General features: G+C 66.2%; 18 protein-coding genes. 14 read left to right on the plus strand and 4 right to left on the minus strand.

What is annotated here, in order from left to right:
* Window positions 1-38: 38 nt before the first annotated feature.
* From EYS21_RS19490 to EYS21_RS19505, 4 genes are all read left to right on the plus strand, one after another.
* A complete protein-coding gene (locus EYS21_RS19490; protein WP_131134900.1) occupies window positions 39-1,058 on the plus strand; it encodes an acetylxylan esterase in 1,020 nt (339 codons plus the stop codon).
* A gap of 229 nt (window positions 1,059-1,287) precedes the next feature.
* The gene (locus EYS21_RS19495) at window positions 1,288-2,409 is read left to right on the plus strand and encodes a 3-deoxy-7-phosphoheptulonate synthase (protein ID WP_131134901.1); all 1,122 of its coding nucleotides are present in this window, start codon (window positions 1,288-1,290) and stop codon (window positions 2,407-2,409) included.
* 140 nt (window positions 2,410-2,549) lie between these two features.
* Window positions 2,550-2,762 carry a helix-turn-helix domain-containing protein gene (locus EYS21_RS19500; protein ID WP_131134902.1) on the plus strand — a complete coding sequence of 71 codons (213 nt, stop codon included), beginning with the start codon at window positions 2,550-2,552 and terminating at the stop codon, window positions 2,760-2,762.
* Window positions 2,763-2,913: 151 nt separating this feature from the next.
* Complete coding sequence (locus EYS21_RS19505) at window positions 2,914-3,012, plus strand: AURKAIP1/COX24 domain-containing protein (protein WP_003792170.1); 99 nt, start codon at window positions 2,914-2,916, stop codon at window positions 3,010-3,012.
* Window positions 3,013-3,131: 119 nt separating this feature from the next.
* Here EYS21_RS19505 and EYS21_RS19510 read toward each other — a convergent pair whose 3' ends face one another.
* Complete coding sequence (locus tag EYS21_RS19510) at window positions 3,132-3,950, minus strand: HAD-IB family hydrolase (RefSeq protein WP_131134903.1); 819 nt, start codon at window positions 3,948-3,950, stop codon at window positions 3,132-3,134.
* An 89-nt stretch (window positions 3,951-4,039) separates the two neighbouring features.
* Between EYS21_RS19510 and EYS21_RS19515 the strand changes: the two genes are divergently transcribed.
* Window positions 4,040-4,294 carry a glutaredoxin family protein gene (locus tag EYS21_RS19515; protein ID WP_131134904.1) on the plus strand — a complete coding sequence of 85 codons (255 nt, stop codon included), beginning with the start codon at window positions 4,040-4,042 and terminating at the stop codon, window positions 4,292-4,294.
* 90 nt (window positions 4,295-4,384) lie between these two features.
* On the plus strand, window positions 4,385-5,143 hold the full coding sequence (locus EYS21_RS19520; protein WP_278184758.1) for a redox-sensing transcriptional repressor Rex: 759 nt from the start codon (window positions 4,385-4,387) through the stop codon (window positions 5,141-5,143).
* 86 nt (window positions 5,144-5,229) lie between these two features.
* On the opposite strand, the gene EYS21_RS19525 is transcribed toward EYS21_RS19520, so the two are convergent.
* The 3 genes from EYS21_RS19525 to EYS21_RS19535 form a co-directional block, all read right to left on the minus strand.
* Window positions 5,230-6,135, minus strand: coding sequence for a hypothetical protein (locus tag EYS21_RS19525; protein WP_131134905.1), 906 nt, complete (start codon window positions 6,133-6,135; stop codon window positions 5,230-5,232).
* A 237-nt stretch (window positions 6,136-6,372) separates the two neighbouring features.
* Window positions 6,373-7,104: a hypothetical protein gene (locus tag EYS21_RS19530; RefSeq protein ID WP_242633517.1), complete on the minus strand. Its 732-nt coding sequence runs from the start codon at window positions 7,102-7,104 to the stop codon at window positions 6,373-6,375.
* Window positions 7,105-7,288: 184 nt separating this feature from the next.
* On the minus strand, window positions 7,289-7,837 hold the full coding sequence (locus EYS21_RS19535) for a YceI family protein (RefSeq protein WP_131134906.1): 549 nt from the start codon (window positions 7,835-7,837) through the stop codon (window positions 7,289-7,291).
* Window positions 7,838-8,039: 202 nt separating this feature from the next.
* On the opposite strand from EYS21_RS19535, the gene EYS21_RS19540 reads away from it, so the two are divergent.
* The 8 genes from EYS21_RS19540 (at window position 8,040) to EYS21_RS19575 (ending at window position 18,658) form a co-directional block, all read left to right on the plus strand.
* Complete coding sequence (locus EYS21_RS19540) at window positions 8,040-8,720, plus strand: histidine phosphatase family protein (RefSeq protein ID WP_131134907.1); 681 nt, start codon at window positions 8,040-8,042, stop codon at window positions 8,718-8,720.
* A gap of 5 nt (window positions 8,721-8,725) precedes the next feature.
* Window positions 8,726-9,334 carry a TlpA disulfide reductase family protein gene (locus EYS21_RS19545; RefSeq protein ID WP_242633518.1) on the plus strand — a complete coding sequence of 203 codons (609 nt, stop codon included), beginning with the start codon at window positions 8,726-8,728 and terminating at the stop codon, window positions 9,332-9,334.
* A gap of 15 nt (window positions 9,335-9,349) precedes the next feature.
* The gene (locus EYS21_RS19550; RefSeq protein ID WP_131134908.1) at window positions 9,350-10,105 is read left to right on the plus strand and encodes a cytochrome c biogenesis protein CcdA; all 756 of its coding nucleotides are present in this window, start codon (window positions 9,350-9,352) and stop codon (window positions 10,103-10,105) included.
* A complete protein-coding gene (locus tag EYS21_RS19555) occupies window positions 10,105-11,856 on the plus strand; it encodes a cytochrome c biogenesis protein ResB (protein WP_131134909.1) in 1,752 nt (583 codons plus the stop codon). Before EYS21_RS19550 ends, EYS21_RS19555 begins: the two co-directional genes overlap by 1 nt.
* Window positions 11,856-12,980 (plus strand): c-type cytochrome biogenesis protein CcsB, encoded by a 1,125-nt coding sequence (gene ccsB, locus EYS21_RS19560; protein ID WP_131134910.1) that lies wholly within the window; start codon window positions 11,856-11,858, stop codon window positions 12,978-12,980. The genes EYS21_RS19555 and ccsB overlap by 1 nt, the downstream gene beginning before the upstream one ends.
* Window positions 12,981-13,093: 113 nt before the next feature.
* Window positions 13,094-15,247, plus strand: a complete 2,154-nt coding sequence (locus tag EYS21_RS19565) for an Hsp70 family protein (protein ID WP_347559578.1) — start codon at window positions 13,094-13,096, stop codon at window positions 15,245-15,247.
* Window positions 15,248-15,250: 3 nt separating this feature from the next.
* Complete coding sequence (locus EYS21_RS19570) at window positions 15,251-17,386, plus strand: LuxR C-terminal-related transcriptional regulator (RefSeq protein WP_242633519.1); 2,136 nt, start codon at window positions 15,251-15,253, stop codon at window positions 17,384-17,386.
* Window positions 17,387-17,551: 165 nt separating this feature from the next.
* The gene (locus EYS21_RS19575) at window positions 17,552-18,658 is read left to right on the plus strand and encodes an IniB N-terminal domain-containing protein (RefSeq protein WP_131134911.1); all 1,107 of its coding nucleotides are present in this window, start codon (window positions 17,552-17,554) and stop codon (window positions 18,656-18,658) included.
* The last annotated feature ends 136 nt before the right edge of the window (window positions 18,659-18,794 follow it).

The following is an 18,794-nucleotide window of genomic DNA, read 5'->3' on the forward strand; positions in this document are numbered from 1 at the left end:
CTTCCCGCCAAACCAGACCTGACAGGACCTTCAGCACCATGCCGCTTTTTGACCTACCCCTTGCCCAGCTACGCGGCTACACCTCAGCAGTCACTACGCCGGACGACTTCCAGGCGTTCTGGGACGCCACCATCGACGAGGCCCGGACTTTTCCGCTCAACGCCACGTTCGAGCCCGTGGAGAACTACCTGACGGTCATCGACACGTTCGACGTGACGTTCGCCGGGTACGGCGGGGCTCCCATCAAGGGCTGGCTGCACCTCCCGGCGAACCGTCCGGCAGGAAGCCGGCTGCCCGTCGTTGTGCAGTACATCGGATACTCCGGCGGCCGCGGGCTGGTCAACCAGGACACCAAATGGGCCCAGGCGGGCTACGCGCACTTCATCATGGACACCCGCGGCCAGGGCTACGGCGGGACTCTGGGGGAGACGGCGGATCCGCATCCCTCCGCGGGCGAGGTGGCCCACGCCGGGCTCATGACCAGGGGAGCGGGCAGCCGCGAGGACTACTACTACCGCCGCGTCTACGTTGACGCCTTCCGCGCCGTCGAGGCCGCCCAGTCCCACCCGGAGGTGGACTCCTCGCGGGTGGTCATCGCCGGCGTCAGCCAGGGCGGCGGCATCGTGGTGGCCGTCGCCGGACTCGTGGCAGGACGGCTCGACGGCGTCATCGCCGCGCTGCCGGACGTCCCGTTCCTGCAGGACTTCCCCCGCGCGATCGACATCACGCCCCGCGGGCCCTACCCGGAGATCGCTGCTTTCCTGGGCCGGCACCGGGACCGGTACGAGCACATGCTCTCGGTCCTGAACTATTTCGACGGCGTCAACCTGGCCCGGTCCGCCACGGCCCCGGCGCTGTACTCGGCCGCGCAGATGGACGACATCTGCCCGCCGTCGACGGTCTTCGCCAGCTTCAATGCCTACGGCTCGGGCACGGCAGACGCCTCAGGCACGGGGGCCGCCAAGGACATCGAGGTCTACCGGTTCAACAACCACGAAGGCGGCCAGGAGTACCACTGGATCAAGCAGCTGCAGTTCCTGCGCAAGCTCGCCGGCTGACCGTGTGACGGGCACGATTTTGCGGTAACCGCGGCATGCGGTTATGGTCTTGGCTATGACTAACCGTTGGTATGCGTATTTTTCGTTGGCTCTGGAGGGGCCCGCGTCTAACTGACACGCATCCAACTTTCCTTCAGAGCCAACAGGGCAAAGATCATTCTCTGCCCTTCGCCATTTCCCGGCGGGTTCTGATTTGGGCCCGCTTCCACTCCCGGAACAGGACCCAAACATGAGCACCGCAACAGCCGCCACAGCCACACCGGCCGCAAAATCCACGTCAAACCTGCGCGTCAGCGAATTCACCGCGCTCCCCACGCCCCAGGAGCTCATCGCCGAGCTGCCCCTGGACGCCCGGGTGACTGACGTCGTCGAACGCGGACGCGATGAAGTCCGCGCCATCATGGACGGCGTGGACGACCGCCTCCTGGTCATCGTGGGCCCCTGCTCCATCCACGACCCCAAGGCCGGCCTGGAATACGCCCGCCGGCTGGTGAGCCAGGCCGAGAAGCACAAGGAAGACCTGCTGATCGTGATGCGGGCCTACTTCGAAAAGCCGCGGACCACGGTTGGCTGGAAGGGCCTCATCAACGACCCGCGGCTGGACGGCAGCCACGACATGGCCACCGGCCTCCGGACCGCCCGGCGCTTCCTGCAGCAGGTCACCGCACTGGGCCTTCCCACCGCCACCGAGTTCCTGGAACCCATCAGCCCGCAGTACATGGCGGACCTGATTTCCTGGGGCGCCATCGGTGCACGCACCACCGAAAGCCAGATCCACCGGCAGCTCGCCTCCGGGCTGTCCATGCCGATCGGCTTCAAGAACGGGACCGACGGCGACCTCCAGGTTGCCGTCGACGCCTGCGGCGCCGCCGGTGCCGCGCAGGCGTTCCTGGGAATTGATGGCGACGGCCGGGCAGCGCTGGTGGCCACCGCCGGCAACCCGGACACCCACGTCATCCTCCGCGGCGGACGCAAGGGGCCCAACTACTCGGCTTCCGACGTCGAAGGCGCCTCGGCAAAGCTCGCCGGCAAGGGCCTGAACCCGCGGCTGATTGTGGACGCCAGCCACGCCAACAGCGGCAAGAGCCACCACCGCCAGGCCGAAGTCGCGCTGGAAATCGGTGCGCAGCTGGAGGATGGTGGACGCTCCGCCGATGCCATCGCCGGCGTCATGCTGGAGAGCTTCCTGGTGGGCGGCGCGCAGAACCTGGATGTCGCCGAACATGCCGCCGGACATTCGGAACTCGTCTACGGCCAGAGCGTCACCGATGCGTGCATGGAATGGGACGTCTCGGTGTCGGTCCTGGACCAGCTCGCGTCCTCGGCCCGCAAGCGCCGCACGGCGAAATGATTACCCGCGATGACTTTCACAATAGCCACATGAACCTCTAGAGTATCTAGCACATGGTTGGTGGATGGCTCAGCATCGGCACACCGCAATGGCATAAACCTGGGGTCATGTTGTCCATCCGTCAGCAAAGGAATAGGGAAATGTCCGCAGAACAGAACTTCTCAAACGCGAAGTTCCTGACCGTGGCCGAAGTGGCCGAGGTCATGCGCGTCTCCAAAATGACCGTGTACAGGCTGGTCCACTCAGGTGAAATGCCAGCAGTGCGGTTCGGCCGTTCATACCGGGTGCCGGAAAGCGCCGTCGACCAGTACCTCAAAGGCGCTGTTGTGGACGGCCACTCCGAGACCGCCTGAACCGCACTGTCAGTGGGTGCCCCGGATAAGCGGTACCCTGTTAAGGAACGTTTTACGTCATTGTAAGAATCTGTCGGTTGTTTCAGTCTGTAGCTCTGTCCACGGACCTTTCCAGCAGACAGGTACTGCATCTAGTTTGTGAGGAACTTTCGTGGGTTCAGTTATTAAGAAGCGTCGCAAGCGTATGGCCAAGAAGAAGCACCGCAAGCTGCTTCGCAAGACGCGCCACCAGCGCCGCAATAAGAAGTAGAGATACTTCGAACTGCGTGAAATGCCCGTTGCCTTCCCGGCAGCGGGCATTTTGTTTTGTGCGGGGGACGTGCTGCTTGGATGCGGGGGTGCGGCAGTCAGATGCGGGCGTGCGGCAGCTTATGCCCGCGGTCCGCGGATCCGGGAGAAGCCGCGCCAGAGGCCGTACACAACGCCTCCGGCGGTGGCGGCCTTCAGGCCCAGCGTGGCGGCGCGGCGGCCGGAGCGGAAGTCGTAGACCGGCCAGTTGTTGTCGCGGGCGTGGCGGCGGAGCCGGGCATCCGGGTTGATGGCCACCGGGTGGCCCACGAGGGTCAGCAGCGGGATGTCGTTGTAGGAGTCGCTGTACGCCCAGCAGCGCTTGAGGTCCAGTCCTTCGGCGTCGGCGATCCCCTGGACAGCCACGGCTTTAGCGGAGCCGTGCAGGATGTCGCCCACGAGCCGCCCGGTGTACATCCCGTCCGCGATCTCGCCCACGGTGCCCAGGGCGCCGGTCAGGCCGAGCCGCGTGGCGATGACGGTTGCCACTTCAATGGGGGTGGCCGTCACCAGCCAGACCCGCCGGCCCACGCGCAGGTGCTGCTGTGCCAGGGCCTTGGCTCCGGGCCAGATCCTGGAAGCGATCATCTCGTCGTAGACTTCCTCGCCGAGGGCCTTGACGTCTTCCACCGTAATCCCGGCGGCCAGGTTCAGCGCCGAATCGCGTACCGCATGGACGTCGTCCATGTTCTCGCCGCGCGTCACAAACTTGAACTGCTTCCAGGCGAACCCTGCCGCCTGCGTCAACGTGAATGCGCCGCGCTGGTGCATTTTGCGTGCCACGTGGAACAGGCTGGCGCCCTTCATCAGGGTGTTGTCCACGTCGAAGAACGCCGCCTCGCCGGTCTGCGGCGCCGCAACCGGCTGCGTGACAACAGCGACGTACTTCTCCTCGGGCATGTCCCCGAGTCTAGTCAATGCAGGAGGCCCCAACTGTCGCGGCCCTGTGCGCCGCGCTGTCCGCCCCCAAAGGGCGATACGGTTAATGCATGGCAAGACCGCAGGTTGTCCTCATCACCAAAACCGACTGTCACCTGTGCGCGGACGCGCGCGACGCCGTCGGGCGGGTGACTGCCTCCCTGGGACTTGAGTGGACGGAACAGCGGGTCGACGACGATCCCGAGTTGCGTGACCGCTATGCCGAGGAGATCCCGGTGGTGCTGGTGGACGGTATCCAGCGCGATTTCTGGAAGATCGACGAGTCCCGGCTGCAGCGCGTCCTGCAGCGCGCCATGGCGCAGTAGGGCCGCGGTTCCGGGCAATGGCATCGGCTTTGTTGGCATCAGGCGCGGGGCTCTAGAGTGGAACCACAACGCGACGCAAGGGAGGGGATAGTGAGTTCACTGGATTCATCTCCCCAGGCTGTCCAGGGCGCCCCTGACGGGGCGGACACGCAGGACGCGGCGGACGTGCAGGAAAGCAAGATCGCCGCGGATGGCAAGACCGTCGCTGCCAAGCAGATTCCGCCCGCCGCGGTAGCCCGCCTCACCCTTTACCTGCGCGCGCTCAACACCCTTCTGGCCGAAGGTGTCGAGCGGGTCTCCTCCGAGTCGCTGGCGGAAGCATCCGGCGTCAGCTCAGCCACGTTGCGCAAGGACCTGTCGCACGTGGGCTCCTACGGCACTAGGGGCGTGGGCTACGAGGTCCAGTACCTCAGCCGCCACATAGCCGCGGCGCTCGGCCTCACCCACGACTGGAAGGTGGCCATCGTGGGCGCCGGTAACCTCGGCAAGGCGCTGGCCAGGTACGGCGGCTTCGAGTCCCGTGGGTTCGACGTTGTGGCCATTTTTGATGCCGACCAGATGGTGGTGGGCAACGAGGTGGGCTGGCTGCGGGTCAGCGACGCCGCAGATCTCGAACCCGTGCTGCAGCGCACGGGCGCCAACATGGTGGTCCTTGCCCTGCCCGCAGCCGTGGCACAGGGCGTGTGCGACCGTGTGGTGGCTGCCGGTGTCCGCAGCATCCTCAGCTTTGCGCCCGTGATGCTCCAGGTGCCCGACGACGTCAACCTCCGCAAGGTGGACATGGCCACCGAACTCCAGATCCTGGCGTACCACGCACAGCGGGCGCAGACCCCGGGTCAGACTGCCTAGCAATCAGGCGGCTCCGGGATCCACGCCCTCTGGGTGTGGTTGCTGATGTTGGTCAGGGCCGGAATGGTTTCCGGCGGACCGTCAGGCTAGCGGCCGTAAGGGTTTCCGGGCTGGCCGTACGGGTTGGCAAACGGCTGCTGCTTGCGGAAGTAAGGGGCTGCGGCCGGCAGGAACAGCAGCACGATGGCTGCGATGCCCATCAGGGTTCCCAGCGTTCCGAAGCTCGGCACCTGGAAGAGGCCGAAGACGGAGAGCGCCGCGAACACGGTTCCCAGGATCCGGGCCCAGTTCTTGCCCTTGCGGACGAAGATGGCCACCAGGGCGTAAAGCGCGGCCCCGATGATGGCAAAGACCACCAGGGTGCCGGCAATGACGCCCTTGAGGTCCTCGTAGGAGACCTGGCCGGCGGCGCCGCCGCTTTGCATGGCCTCTTCAAACGTGCTCCGCATCAGCGGATCATCCAGCTGGCCAATGCCCATCAGCATGGAGATGACAAAAACAATGCCGGACGCGATCAGCAGCCAGAACGAAATGTTGACCAGCTGGGGAATTCCGTTAGTGCCCGAAGCCGCCGGCTGCTCGGACGGGTACTGGGCGTACGGTGACTGCCCGTACTGCTGGCCAAACGGCTGCTGGCCGTAGGCCGGGGCCTGCGGCGGGTTCTGACCGAACGGGGGCGGGTTCTGGCCGTACTGGGGCGCCGGGGAGCTCTGTTCGCCGTACTGCGGGGCGTTCTGACCGAACGACGGCGGGTTCTCGCCGTACTGCGGAGCGTTCTGACCATACTGCGGTGCGGGCGGCGTGACCTGGCCGTACTGCGGAGCGTTCTGTCCGTACTGCGGGGCGGGGGGTGCCTGGGGCGTGGGCTGCTGCGGTGCGGGCGGTGTGGGCTGGCCGAACTGCGGCGCATTCTCGCCGTAGCGGGGAGCAGGTGGCTGCCCGCCGGACTCCGGCTCGTTGGGGTTGGGAGGCTGGACAGGAGGCGTGCTCATGAGCGGTCCTTTTCAGGTCGGAGTGCGGATCGGCTGCCGGGATCGGTGCACTGGCCCTACCCCCAGCAAGGCTTACTTCCACCGTACCCCCGGGCGGCCCTAGAGCGGGTCATTCCGGAGAGGTATTCCCGCGTCATTCAGCGCGCAGGCAGTGGCAGTCCGGAGGCGCTGGGAAGGCCGCAGCCCGGCTGGATCGCCAGGCTGCGGCCTTCGGGTCGAGGGACTGAACGGGGCGGGTCAGGCCCGGCCCTTGACGGCGGCGAACCAGGCCTGCGAGTTGGGCACCCACATCAGCACGGTTGCCGCGGCACTGATCAGGAATCCGAGCCAGTTGTTGCCGATGCCGCCGCCGACGCTGCCGCCGACGCTGCCGCCAATCACCGCCAGGACCAGGGAGACGCCCGCCACGATGGTCAGGGCCAGGCGGGCCCATTCCTTGCCTTCCTTCATCCTCAGCACGAGGACAATCTGGGCGGCTGCGATGGCCAGCGACACCAGGACAAGGAGGAGGACCACCATGGCTGCTGCGGGCGCCACGGTAAACAGCAACAGGGAGCCAAAGAAACCGAAAATGCTGCCCAGGACGCCCAGGATGCCGCCAATAAGCCAGATCCAATAGGAGACCTTGAGCTCGGTGGGCAGTCCGGCCACATTGAACATTCCCGCGAAGCCGCCGTTGGGCAGCACGTCATTGAAGTTCCGCGGGCCGTCCGTTGGCATCTCGAAGTGGAAGCCACCCGGCTGGCCCGGCTGGCCTTGTTGCGGGATTGGCTGGCCTTGTTCCGGGCCCGGCTGGCCCGACTGCTGGTATGCCTGGCCCGGCGGGGGATAAGCCTGGCCGGGGGCCTGGTATCCCTGCGGTGGTGGCTGGAAACCCTGCGGCGGCTGGTAGCCGGCGGGAGGAACGTTGCTGGCAGGCGGCTGGGCACCCGGCTGCTGCGGCGGCGGTACTTCACTAGGGTTGCTCATGGCTCTCACTGTAGACCGCGCATTCCCTGTTATCTAGGAGATTTACGGCGAAATCGCAGGGAACAGCCGGGGGTTTTCCACAGGACGGTCAGCCAGCCAGGGCGAGGCTGCTGGAGGCAGTTAAAGTACTGTGCCCGGCCGTGGGATCCCAGAGGATCTGCGGCCGGGCACAGTGAGCGTGAAATTAGGCTGCGGGTGCGATGAACGCGAGCTCAAGGTTGATGGCAACCTTGTCGCTGACCAGTACGCCGCCGGCTTCCAGCACTGCGTTCCAGGTCAGGCCGAAGTCCTTGCGGCTGATGGTGGTCTCGGCGGAAACGCCGGCGCGGGTCATGCCGAACGGGTCAACGGCCACGCCGTTGAACTCGGTTTCCAGCGCGACGGGCCGGGTGACGCCCTTGATGGTCAGGTCGCCGGTCAGCTCGTAGGTGTTGCCCTTGGCCACCAGGCCGTTGGAAACGAAGGAGATTTCCGGGAACTTCTCGACATCGAAGAAGTCTTCGCCGCGGACGTGGCCGTCGCGGTTCACATCGCCGGAGTCGAAGCTTGCGGTCTGGATGGTGGCGCTGATCCTGGAGTCGGCGACGTTGTCAGCCAGGTCCAAGGTTGCTGCGGCATCCTTGAACTGGCCGCGGACCTTGCTGATGCCTGCGTGGCGGACAGTAAAGCCGATTTCGCTGTGCGAGTTGTCCAGGGTCCAGGTGCCGGTGGTGACGTCTGCGGGAAGTGACATGGTGTTTCTCCTTGGGAGTGTGTCGGGTAGTACGAAGAAAAGTTGACGCTTCATTTGTTGAAGTCTCAACTAACTGCTGCATCCAGTATAAACATGCATTTGCATCTTTTGTTCCCGCTTCCGGAACATTTTTTGAAAATCTTCAGTTCTACTGGATGTAGAAGATTTCGGATAGCACGCCATCTTTGAGAAACTGGTAAACATGCCCCAAGCCACTGTCCATCTGCTTCGCCACGGCGAGGTCCACAATCCCGACGGCGTTCTGTACGGCAGGCTGCCCGAATTCCACCTCTCCGAGCTGGGCCGGGAGATGGCGCAGACCCTCGCAGCGCACTTCAGCGAGCGTGCGGCGCAGGGTGCGCGGATCGTCTATCTCGCGGCATCGCCGCTGGTCAGGGCGCAGGAGACGGCCGTACCCACGGCCGAAGCCCTGCACCTTGAGATCCACACGGATGGGCGCATCATCGAGGCCGAGAATTACTTCGAGGGCATGAAGGTCACCAAGGCGGAGCTCCGGAAGCCCAAGCACTGGCCGCACCTGGTCAACCCGCTCAAGCCTTCGTGGGGCGAGCCATACAAGGCGCAGGCGGCCCGCGTCAGGGCCGCAGTTGAGCATGCCAGGGTCCGTGCCATTGAACTGGCCGGAGACGACTACGGGACGAACGGGCCCGAGGCCATCATGGTCAGCCACCAGCTCCCCATCTGGGCCACCCGGCTCAGCGCCGAAGGCCGCCGGCTCTGGCATGATCCGCGCAAGCGCGAGTGCACGCTGACGTCCATCACCTCGCTGGTGTTCGACGACGACGGCTCCCTCCTGCGCGTTGAGTACAGCGAGCCCGCTGCCGCCCTCCTTCCCGGTGCCGCCACCACCCCGGGAGCCTGACAGTGATGTTTAACCCCCATACCTCCCGCCGCAGCATGCTCGCCGCAGGCGGCGCGGCCCTGACCGCACTGACCCTTGGCCTGTCCGCCTGCGCGCAGGAGGACGCCCTCGCCAAGCAGGCCAAAGCCGGAGACAACAAGAACTACGTTGCCGGCGACGGCTCGGTGACGGAGTTTGCCGCCGCCGACCGCAAGGCCGCCGTCGCCGTTAACGGCACCTTGTTTAACGGCACCGCGGTGACCCCCGCAGACTTCCAGGGCAAGGTGACGGTCCTGAACTTCTGGTTTGCCGCCTGCGCCCCCTGCCGGGTGGAAGCGCCCATCCTGGAGGAGCTGCACCAGGAGTTCACGGACCAGGGCGTGCAGTTCTTTGGCGTCAACCTCCGCGATGAAAAAGCCACCGCCGAGGCCTTCGACAAGACGTTCGGCCTGACCTACCCCAGTTTCGACGACAAGAACGGCGCCGTGCTCCTGGCCGTCTCCGGGCTGGTCCCGCCGGGCGCCGTCCCCACCACGCTGGTCCTGGACAAGCAGGGCCGCGTGGCCTCCCGCGTGCTGGGCGAAATCCAGAAGGGCACCCTCAAAGCCCTCATTACCGCCGCCGTGGCAGAGTAGCGGCGGCCCCGGACCGTGAACAGCCCCTTCGCCGAAGCCATCCTGAACGGCTCGCTCCTGCTTGCCATCCCGGTGGCGCTGCTGGCGGGCCTGGTTTCCTTCCTCTCGCCCTGTGTGCTGCCCCTGGTGCCCGGCTACCTGGGCTATGTCACCGGCCTGAGCGGCGTGGACCTCGAACGCCAGAAGCGCGGCCGGATGCTCGCAGGCATCGGGCTGTTTGTGCTCGGATTTTCCGTGATCTTCGTGCTGCTCGGCGGGGCATTCGGCCAACTGGGCACCATGATCACCGGCTCGCAGAACGCGTGGATCACCCAGCTGTTGGGTGTCCTGGTGATCGTTATGGGCGTGGTTTTCATGGGCGGCTTCGGCTGGCTGCAGCGTGATGCCAAGATCCACGCCAAACCACCGGCCGGACTGTGGGGCGCACCCTTGCTGGGGATCACGTTCGGCCTGGGCTGGGCCCCATGCATCGGACCCACCTACTCCGCTGTCCAGCTCCTGAGCCTGTCCGGCGGTTCCTCCGCGGCCAAGGGCGCCTTCCTGGCCTTTGTCTACAGCCTGGGCCTGGGCATCCCGTTCCTGCTGATTGCCCTGGCGGTCCGGCGCGGCATGGGCGTGATGTCCTTCTTCCGCAAGCACCGCCTGGCGATCCAGCGCACCGGCGGCGGCATCCTGATTGTGCTGGGGCTCCTGATGGCCAGCGGCGTCTGGGGCACCTGGGTGACCGGGCTGCAGTACTGGTTCCAAACCGATGTGAAGTTGCCGATCTGATGAGCGAGCGCGTGAAATCCAACAAGTTGTCCCCGGCCCCCGTCGCCGCCGCCAAGGCAGAAGCAGCCCTGCCCGTCCTCGGGCCGGTGGGGATGCTGCGCTGGGCCTGGACGCAGCTGACCAGCATGCGCACGGCACTGTTCCTGCTCCTGCTGCTGGCCGTCGCGGCGGTGCCCGGTTCGCTGTTCCCGCAGCGCCCGGCCAACCCGTCCATCGTGACGCAATACATTAAGGACAACCCGGACTACGGAAAGCTGCTGGATACCCTCCAGCTCTACGACGTCTACTCCTCAGCCTGGTTCTCGGCCATCTATATCCTGCTGTTCATTTCGCTGATCGGCTGCGTGGTTCCGCGCGCCATCGCGCACTACAAAGCGATGCGCTCCCAGCCCCCGCGGACCCCCAAACGGCTCTCCCGCCTCCCCGAGTACGGCACAATGGTGGTTCCCGCCGACGCCGGCCTCCCGGCGTCGGACGCCATCCGCAGCGCCGCCGGGCTGCTCAGGAAACGCGGCTACCGCGTTGAGGTGAGGGACGACGACGGCGCGCGGCCGTCTTTGGGGGCCGAACGCGGCTTCCTGAAGGAAGTGGGGAACCTGGTGTTCCACACCTCTCTGATCGGCGTCCTGGTGTCCGTGGCCGCGGGTGGGCTGTTCGGCTACAGCGGCCAGCGCATCCTGGTGGAGGGCGACACCTTCGTCAACACCCTGGTGGGCTACGACCAGTTCACCCCCGGCACGAACTTCCAGTCCAGCCAGCTGCAGCCGTACTCCATCCAGCTGGACAAGTTCGCGGTCACGTTCGACCGCGAATCCCGGGGAAAGTTCGGCCAGCCCATCGACTTCACGGCCAATGTCACCACCAAGGAAAACCCTGATGCGCCGGCCAAGCAGGAGGTCCTGAAGGTCAACGACCCCGTGACCCTCGGCGGCACCAGCATCTACCTAACCGGCAACGGCTACGCCCCCGTGGTGACCGTCCGTGACGGCGCCGGCAACGTGGCCATGCAGGGCCCCGTGGTGGGCAAGCTGCAGGGCGAGAATTACTACTCGTCCGTAGTGATCAAGGTGCCGGACGCCAAGCCGGACCAGCTCGGGTTCGCGGGCTTCTTCCTGCCCACGGCGTTCAAAACCGAGGAAGGCGTCTCCTTCAGCGGGGACCCCGAGCTGATCAACCCGCAGCTGACCCTGAACTCGTTCTACGGCGATCTTGGCCTGGATGACGGCGCACCCCAGAACGTGTTCGAGCTCGACGTCAAGGACCTGACCCCGCTGAACGCCCGCAACCTGGACGCCGGCGGCATCACCCTGGCGCCGGGCATGAGCTACACCCTGCCGGACGGCAAGGGGACCATCAGTTTCGACGGCGTGAAACGCTACGTGGGCGTGGACATCCACCACAACCCCGGCCAGCTGTACGCCCTCATCTTCGCCCTGCTCGCAGTGGGCGGCCTCATCATCTCGCTGTACGTCAACCGCCGCCGCGTCTGGGTCCGCACCGGAGCCCACGAGGACGGCCGGACCATGGTGGAATACGGACTCCTCGCCCGCGGCGAGGACCACCGCCTGGCCGCCGAGGCGGCAGCGATCAGGAAGCTTCTCGCCGACGAGTGGCAAATTCCGGAGTCCGGTTCCGGTGATGATGCCGAAAGCTCCGCCGGCATCCAGCAAACTCCCAGCCGCCAGGACGATAATGGCGCAGACTCTGTCTCCACCCCAGCTGGCCCCACCGGGCCGAAAAAGGACCAGTAATGCCCTTCGCCATCAACGAAACCATGGGCCAGTACAGCGAGCTGTTTATGCTGCTCGCGGCTGGCACGTACACCGTGGCCTTCATCGCCTTCGCCTGGGACCTGGCGAAGAGCAGCAAGGCGCTGCGCGCCGTTGACCTCAAAGCGGCCCAGACGGAGCAAGCCGCAGCGAAGGTCCCCGTCGGTGCAGGCGTGGGTACTGCCGGTGCCGGCGCGGCCTCCTCTGCCGGCACGGACAGGACCGAGTCGCACCTTGCCGGGCCTGCGGGCCGGGCTGAACGGCCGACGTCGTCCGCCGCCAAGCAGGCCGGCGACGCCTCAGGTGCGGGACAGACCGCCGATGCCGACATGCGCTACGCCGCGGAACGCCGAGCCCCGGCGCGCGTCGCCGTCGCGCTCACAGTCCTTGGTGTGCTGATCCACGCAGCCGGTGTCATCACCCGGGCCCTGGGCGCGGGCCGCGTGCCCTGGGGCAACATGTATGAGTTCCTCACCACCGGCGCCTTCGTGGCCGTTGCCGTGTTCCTGCTGGTCCTGATCCGCCGTGACCTGCGCTTCCTGGGTACGTTCGTCGTGGGCCTGGCGATCATCATGCTGGTGGCCGCCTCCGTTGCCTACTGGACTCCGGTGGGCCACCTGGTGCCGGCGCTGCAGAGCTACTGGCTGATCATCCACGTTTCCATCGCCGTGCTGTCCTCGGCCCTCTTCACCCTCACGTTCGCCATGTCCGCCCTGCAGCTGGTCCAGGCGCACCGGCAGAAGACCGTTGCCGCCGGCGGCGCTGACAAGCTCGGCTTCATGCGGCTGGTGCCGTCGGCGCTCAGCCTGGAAAACCTGTCCTACCGGATCAACGCCATCGCCTTCATCGGCTGGACGTTCACGCTGATGTTCGGCGCCATCTGGGCGGAGAAGGCCTGGGGCCGGTTCTGGGGCTGGGACACCAAGGAAGTGTGGACGTTTGTCATCTGGGTGGTCTACGCCGGCTACCTGCACGCCCGCGCCACCCGCGGTTGGACGGGCACCCGCGCGGCCTGGCTCTCGATCGTTGGCTACCTCTGCGTGATCTTTAACTTCACCATTGTCAACCAGTTTTTCAACGGCCTGCACTCCTACTCGGGCCTCTGAACAGGGGTTTCTTTGCTGGACGCCATTCCGGCGCAGGGGAAAGTAAAATCGGTGTAGCAATAAGGGTGTCGCCGGCGAATCGGTAATGCTACCTTGGTGGAAGCTCGTCTGTGATGAAGCTCGCGGACGGCATGCTGCGTTTTTCCGAGGTGCCCATGAGCTACGTTCTCGCCATAGATGTCGGGACCAGTTTTACCGCCGCCGCTATTGCACGTACTGACCGGATTGCCCCGCCTGTTCCGGAGAGCCTCCCGCTGGGGCTCCGCGGAACGTCGGTGCCCTCCGTGATCTATTACCCGGAAGAAGGCCCCATCCTGGTGGGGGAGTCCGCGGAACGCCGCGGCCTCGATTCCCCGGACCGGGTGGTCCGGGAATTCAAACGCCGGATCGGCGACAACGTCCCGATCGCCCTGGGCACCCTCTCCCTGCCGGCGGAAGAAGTCTTCGCCACCATGGCCGGCTGGGTGGTTGACCGGGCCGCGGAACGCGAAGGCGAACCGCCGTCGCAGATTATCCTGTCGCACCCGGCCGCCTGGGGCGGCCACCGGATCGCCGTCATCCAGGAAGCCCTCACCGCCCGGGGCCTGAACGACGTCATGCTGGTCAGTGAACCGGAGGCGGCAGCGCTGCATTACGCCTCGCAGGTGAGGGTGGAGGACGGCAGCACCATCGCCGTCTACGACCTTGGCGGCGGCACCTTTGACACGGCCATCCTGAAGAAGGCCGACGCCGGCCGCTTTGAGTTCCTCGGCCGGCCCGAGGGGATCGAAGGCCTGGGCGGCGCCGACTTCGACGCGGCGGTCCTCCGCCACGTTGCGGCCCACACCGGGGAAGCGATCACCGCCCTCGACCCCGCCGACCCGGCGGCCATGGCGGCCCTGGCCCGGCTTAGGCGTGAATGCGTGGAAGCAAAGGAAGCGCTCTCGGCCGACAGCGAGGCCAGCATTTCCGTGTTCCTGCCCGCCGTCCACCAGCAGGTGCGGCTGGTCCGCTCCGAACTTGAGGCCATGATCGAGGAACCCATCCGTGAGACGGTGGACGCCCTGGAACGTTCCCTCGACGAGCTCGGCCTGGCGGCGGATGACCTCACTGCGGTGCTCCTGATCGGCGGTTCCTCGCGGATTCCGCTCGTGGCACAGCTCATTTCGGAACAGCTGGACCGGCCCATCGCTGTGGACGCTGACCCCAAGTCCTCCATCTGCCTGGGTGCAGTGGTGGCAGCGCTTCGTGCCCGGCAGGTTGCAGTTGTTTCAGCGGTTACGGAGTCCTCCGTAACCGCCATCGCCTTGACAACCATTGCCCTGACAAACGTTGAGCCGCACGGGGACAACCGCCGTGCCAGCTGGTCCCGGAAGCCCGGGGCAGCTTTTGGCTCCTTGGCTGGCACCGGCGACTTGACCGTCGGTGCCAGGGGGCATTCGGGTGCCCACGCCGGGGCCCACGCGCCTGGCGCGAAGGCCGGACAGCATAGCCCGCGGCCGACAGTGCGGCTTACGGCAGTGGCTGCCGCGGCGGCCATGCTTACCGTCCTCACTGCAACGACTGCACAAAGTCCCGTGGGACTGGGCAGCCTCAGCGCCATGTTCTCGCCGCCGGGAGAGAGCTCAGCGAACGGGTCAGTGGCGGCCGCCGCGGATCCGGGTGGCCCGGCTCCGGCGGGCGTTGGTGCAGCAGGAGCTGCGGGCGGCGCCGCGGGCGGTGCACAGGCTCCGCTGAGGGGCCTTGAAGCCAGCGCCAGGAAGTCTACGGACCAGCTCTCCACCACGGCCGGGTTCGAGGTAGCGGCGTCGCCCACCAGCAGGCCGTCCGACAGCACGCCCGCAGCGGGGTCCGCGGGCAGCGAAGGTGCCGTCGCGGCAGGAACCACACCAGGCGGAACAGAGGGTGCACCGTCCGATCCGGCGCAGGGCACCGGCGGATCCGGTATTTCCCCGGAAACGACCACAACGGATCCTGACCCCACGACTGACCCGGTGCCGGACCCGACGACGGATCCTGTGCCGGACCCGACGACGGATCCGCCTGCGCCGGACCCCACCACTGACCCGGTGCCGGACCCGGATCCAACGACGCCTGCGCCGGACCCGGATCCAACGACGCCTGCGCCGGACCCGGATCCAACGACGCCTGCGCCGGACCCGACGACGCCTGCGCCGGATCCTGATCCAACGACGCCTGCGCCGGACCCGACAACGCCCGCGCCCGACCCGACCACCGAGCCTCCGGCGCCCACTGCTGACCCGGTCCCGTTCGAGCCGGTGATCTGACGCATGGCAGGCGATGATCAGCCCTCAGCCCGGGAACTCTTCAACGGCCACCGGCGGGGGACGCACCTCCCGCCGTCGTACGTTTACGGCCCGGACCCGGCCGAGCCGTCAGCCCGGCCGGAAACGGACCTGCTGTCGCCGGGCAGCCCGCAGTACATGGCGCAGCAGCTCCGCGGCGAGAACGCAGCCGTCCGGGAACTCCTGCTGGCATTGTCGGTGGGCTTCAGCCTTCCCGGCCCGCTGCCCGCGGAACTCGAACAGAAAGTGGCGGGCGGGGACGTCGAGAGCATCGATTCGCTCGTGGCAAGCGCCGAAGCCTCCGGGCTCCTCCTGCCTGACGGCACCGTCATTGGGACTGCGCAGCACGCACTCCTGACCCTGACGCCCACAGCCAGGATCCATGCGCTGCAGCGCGAACTCGTGGGATGCTTCGCCGCGGAGGGCCGCCCGCTCGGCGACTTCGCCCGTGAACTGGCACGCAGCGGCCTCGCTGACCCCCGCGTAGCGGCGGAGCTGGAAGGGGCCGGAAATAAGGCACTCGAGCGCGATCCTGGCCTGGCCGCCCAGCTCTTTGACGAAGCGCTCCTGGCGGGTGCCGACGAGTGGGCCACTGCGGCCCGCCGCGCGCACGCAGCTTCGGCCACCGGAGACCTGGATACCGCCGACCGCATCATCGAGGGCCTGTTCGTGCGCCCCGAACCGCCCGACCTCCGGCTCGCTGTGGACGTCGCTGCCGCCGTGTGGGCGCAGCGGGGGATGCTGGGCCGCAGTGCGGACGTCTACAGCTGGCTGGGTGCGGGAAAGATGGGACCGTCCGCGCCGGCTGCTGCCGTGGCCATGATCGGCTGCGGCAACCGCGCCGGAGCCGAGTCCATGTTCCCCAGCGGCTCGTCTCCGGCGTCTCCCACGCTCCTGGCCGTGGCGCAGGCCCAGACGGCCAGGGGTGTCATGGAATCACTGGCCGGGGACCCGCACCAGGGGCTTCCCCTCCTGATCCACGCGTCCGACATGATGAATGCGTCAGGCGCCTCGGTCCCCTTCCCTGATACACCCGGCACCCTCGCCGCGCTGGTGGCCCTGCACAGCGGTGAACCGCACCTGGCGGAGACCATCGTGCGGGCAGCCATCGCCGCCGGCCAAGGCGGCGACGCAGCCAAACCGAGGCACTTTTTGCTCCAGGCCTGGTCAGCCATGCAGCAGGACAACCCCGAGGACGCCCGGCTGGCCATCAACGAAGCCTCAAAAGCCAACCACTGGCCACTGGTCCCACGCGATGAGTTTCTGTGCTCAGCCCTGGAAGTGGGCCTCGCACGCAGAAGCGGCGAAGTCCACGGCCTGGTCCTGGCGTGGGAACGCGCCCGGGAAGCCATGCTGCACACGTCCGTAGACCTGTACAGCCTGCTGCCGTGGGGCGAGCTGATGATTACAGCCGCACGGCTCCGGGAGACCAGGCGAGTGTCGCATTACCTGGATGACGGGTGGAAGCTGTTGCACCGTCTGGGCGACCCCCCGCTGTGGGCGGTGCCGCTGCACTGGGCAGGCGTCCAGGCGGCGTTGCTGAACGAGAGCCCGGCAGACCTGGCACCGCATGCCACTGCATTGGCCCGGGCGTCAGACCACAGCCATCTCGCGTGGGTGCTCGCTGCCGCGGGCAAGGCATGGGTTTCGGTCCTCGCAGCAAATTTCCTGGCCTCCGATGTGGAAGCTGCCGCGCGGGGCCTGAACGCCGTCGGAATGCCGTGGGAGGGTGCGCGCCTCGCCGGGCACGCCGCGGCCCGCGCGGACGAGCGCAAGGACATGGTGCGCCTGTTGTCCTGCGCCAGGGACCTGCACCCGCAGGGAAGCTCGGCCGGCACGGGCGCGTCCGGACCGTCGGAGGCGCGCAGCGTTCCCACTGCGGACAGCAACGGCAGCCAGCCGCCGGACGGCGGCGGATTGAGTGAGCGCGAAAAGGAAGTGGCAAGACTGGTGCTGGAGGGCAAGACCTATCGCGAGATCGGGGAGGCCATCTACATCTCCCCGCGGACCGCTGAACACCACATTGCCCGAATGCGCCGCCGCCTCGGCGCCGAAAACCGCTCCGACCTGCTGGTCCGGCTGCGGCTTGCCCTGGGGGCCGAAAACCCCCAACGGGAGTAAGCCCCTAGTACCCCTAACGGGACTGCCCGCGATCCCCTAGCAGGGGACGGGACGGTAGGGGGAAGTGACCCGATGCACGGTCTTTGGGTGGGACCGTACGTTTGATTCAAGCCCGGTATCGAACGCCAGGCCATCCACAACTCAGAGAAGATTTGAGGACACCCAATGCCTACACTCGCCAACGAGCTCGTCCAGTTCCTGATGAGCCTTTTTGGAAACCAGCAAGCAGCAGAGGAGTTCCTGGACGACCCGGAGCAGGCTCTGAGTAAAGCCGGCCTCGGCGACGTCTGCTCTGCAGATGTTGATGCGGCCATGCCGGTTGTTTTGGACTACGCACCCATTACCCTCAACCACTCGTCCTTCGACCGGGAGTACAACACCGGCGGCAACGGCGCAGCAACGGGCGGTGGCGGCCACACTCCTCCGCCGGCTCCCCACGGCGGCGGCGGTGGCGGTGGACACCATGAGGACCACGCACACGCTGTCCAGCAGCTGCACCACGTAGTGAACAACTATTCGTACACGTCAACATCAACGGTTGATGACCGCGACACCATCACCGACCAGTCCGTCAACCAGAACATCTGGGCCGACGGAGACGTCAAGCAGTGGTTCGACAACGACTCCGTGGTTGCTTCCGGCGACCGAGCAATTGCTGCCGGCGACGACGCGTACGTTGAGGATTCCAACAACATCGAGGATTCCTACAACACGGACAACTCGACGGACAACTCCGAGGACCACTCCATCTACGCCGGCGGGGACGTCAACATCGGCAACGAGAAGACGGACATCGACGACTCCTTCAACACCGATGTGGACGTCGACGTGGACGATTCGTTCAACACGGACAACTCGGACAACTCGGACAACTCCGACAACTCGGACAACTCCATCAACGATTCGTACAACGACAACTCGGACAACTCGGACAATTCCGACAACTCGACTGAGACCGATGTTGACGTCGACGTTGAGGACTCCTTCAACGACAACTCGGACAACTCGACCACGACGGACAATTCCGACAACTCCATCGAAATCGAGGACACGTTCACTGACAACTCCGACAACTCCACCAACACGGAGGTGGAGATCGAGGATTCCTTCCAGGACAACTCGACTGAGGTGGCTGTCGCCGACTCATTCAATGATGAGAGCACCGAGGTGGAGATCGAGGACTCCTTCCAGGACAACTCGACCAACACCGATTTGGATGTCGACGTCGATGTCGATGATTCGCTCGTTGCTGGTGATGACGTAACTCTGTAGCGGCCAGTCCCGGGGGTACCGGGAGTGCCCGGCAGGTGGCCCAGTACACCTGCCGGGCACTTCACACGGGAACCATCGTCCATTTTCGAGACTTGAAGCAAAGGACTGGCTGTGGCTGAAACACCAATCCCCGGGG

The organism is Arthrobacter sp. S39 (assembly GCF_004320525.1).
Lineage (GTDB): Bacteria > Actinomycetota > Actinomycetes > Actinomycetales > Micrococcaceae > Arthrobacter.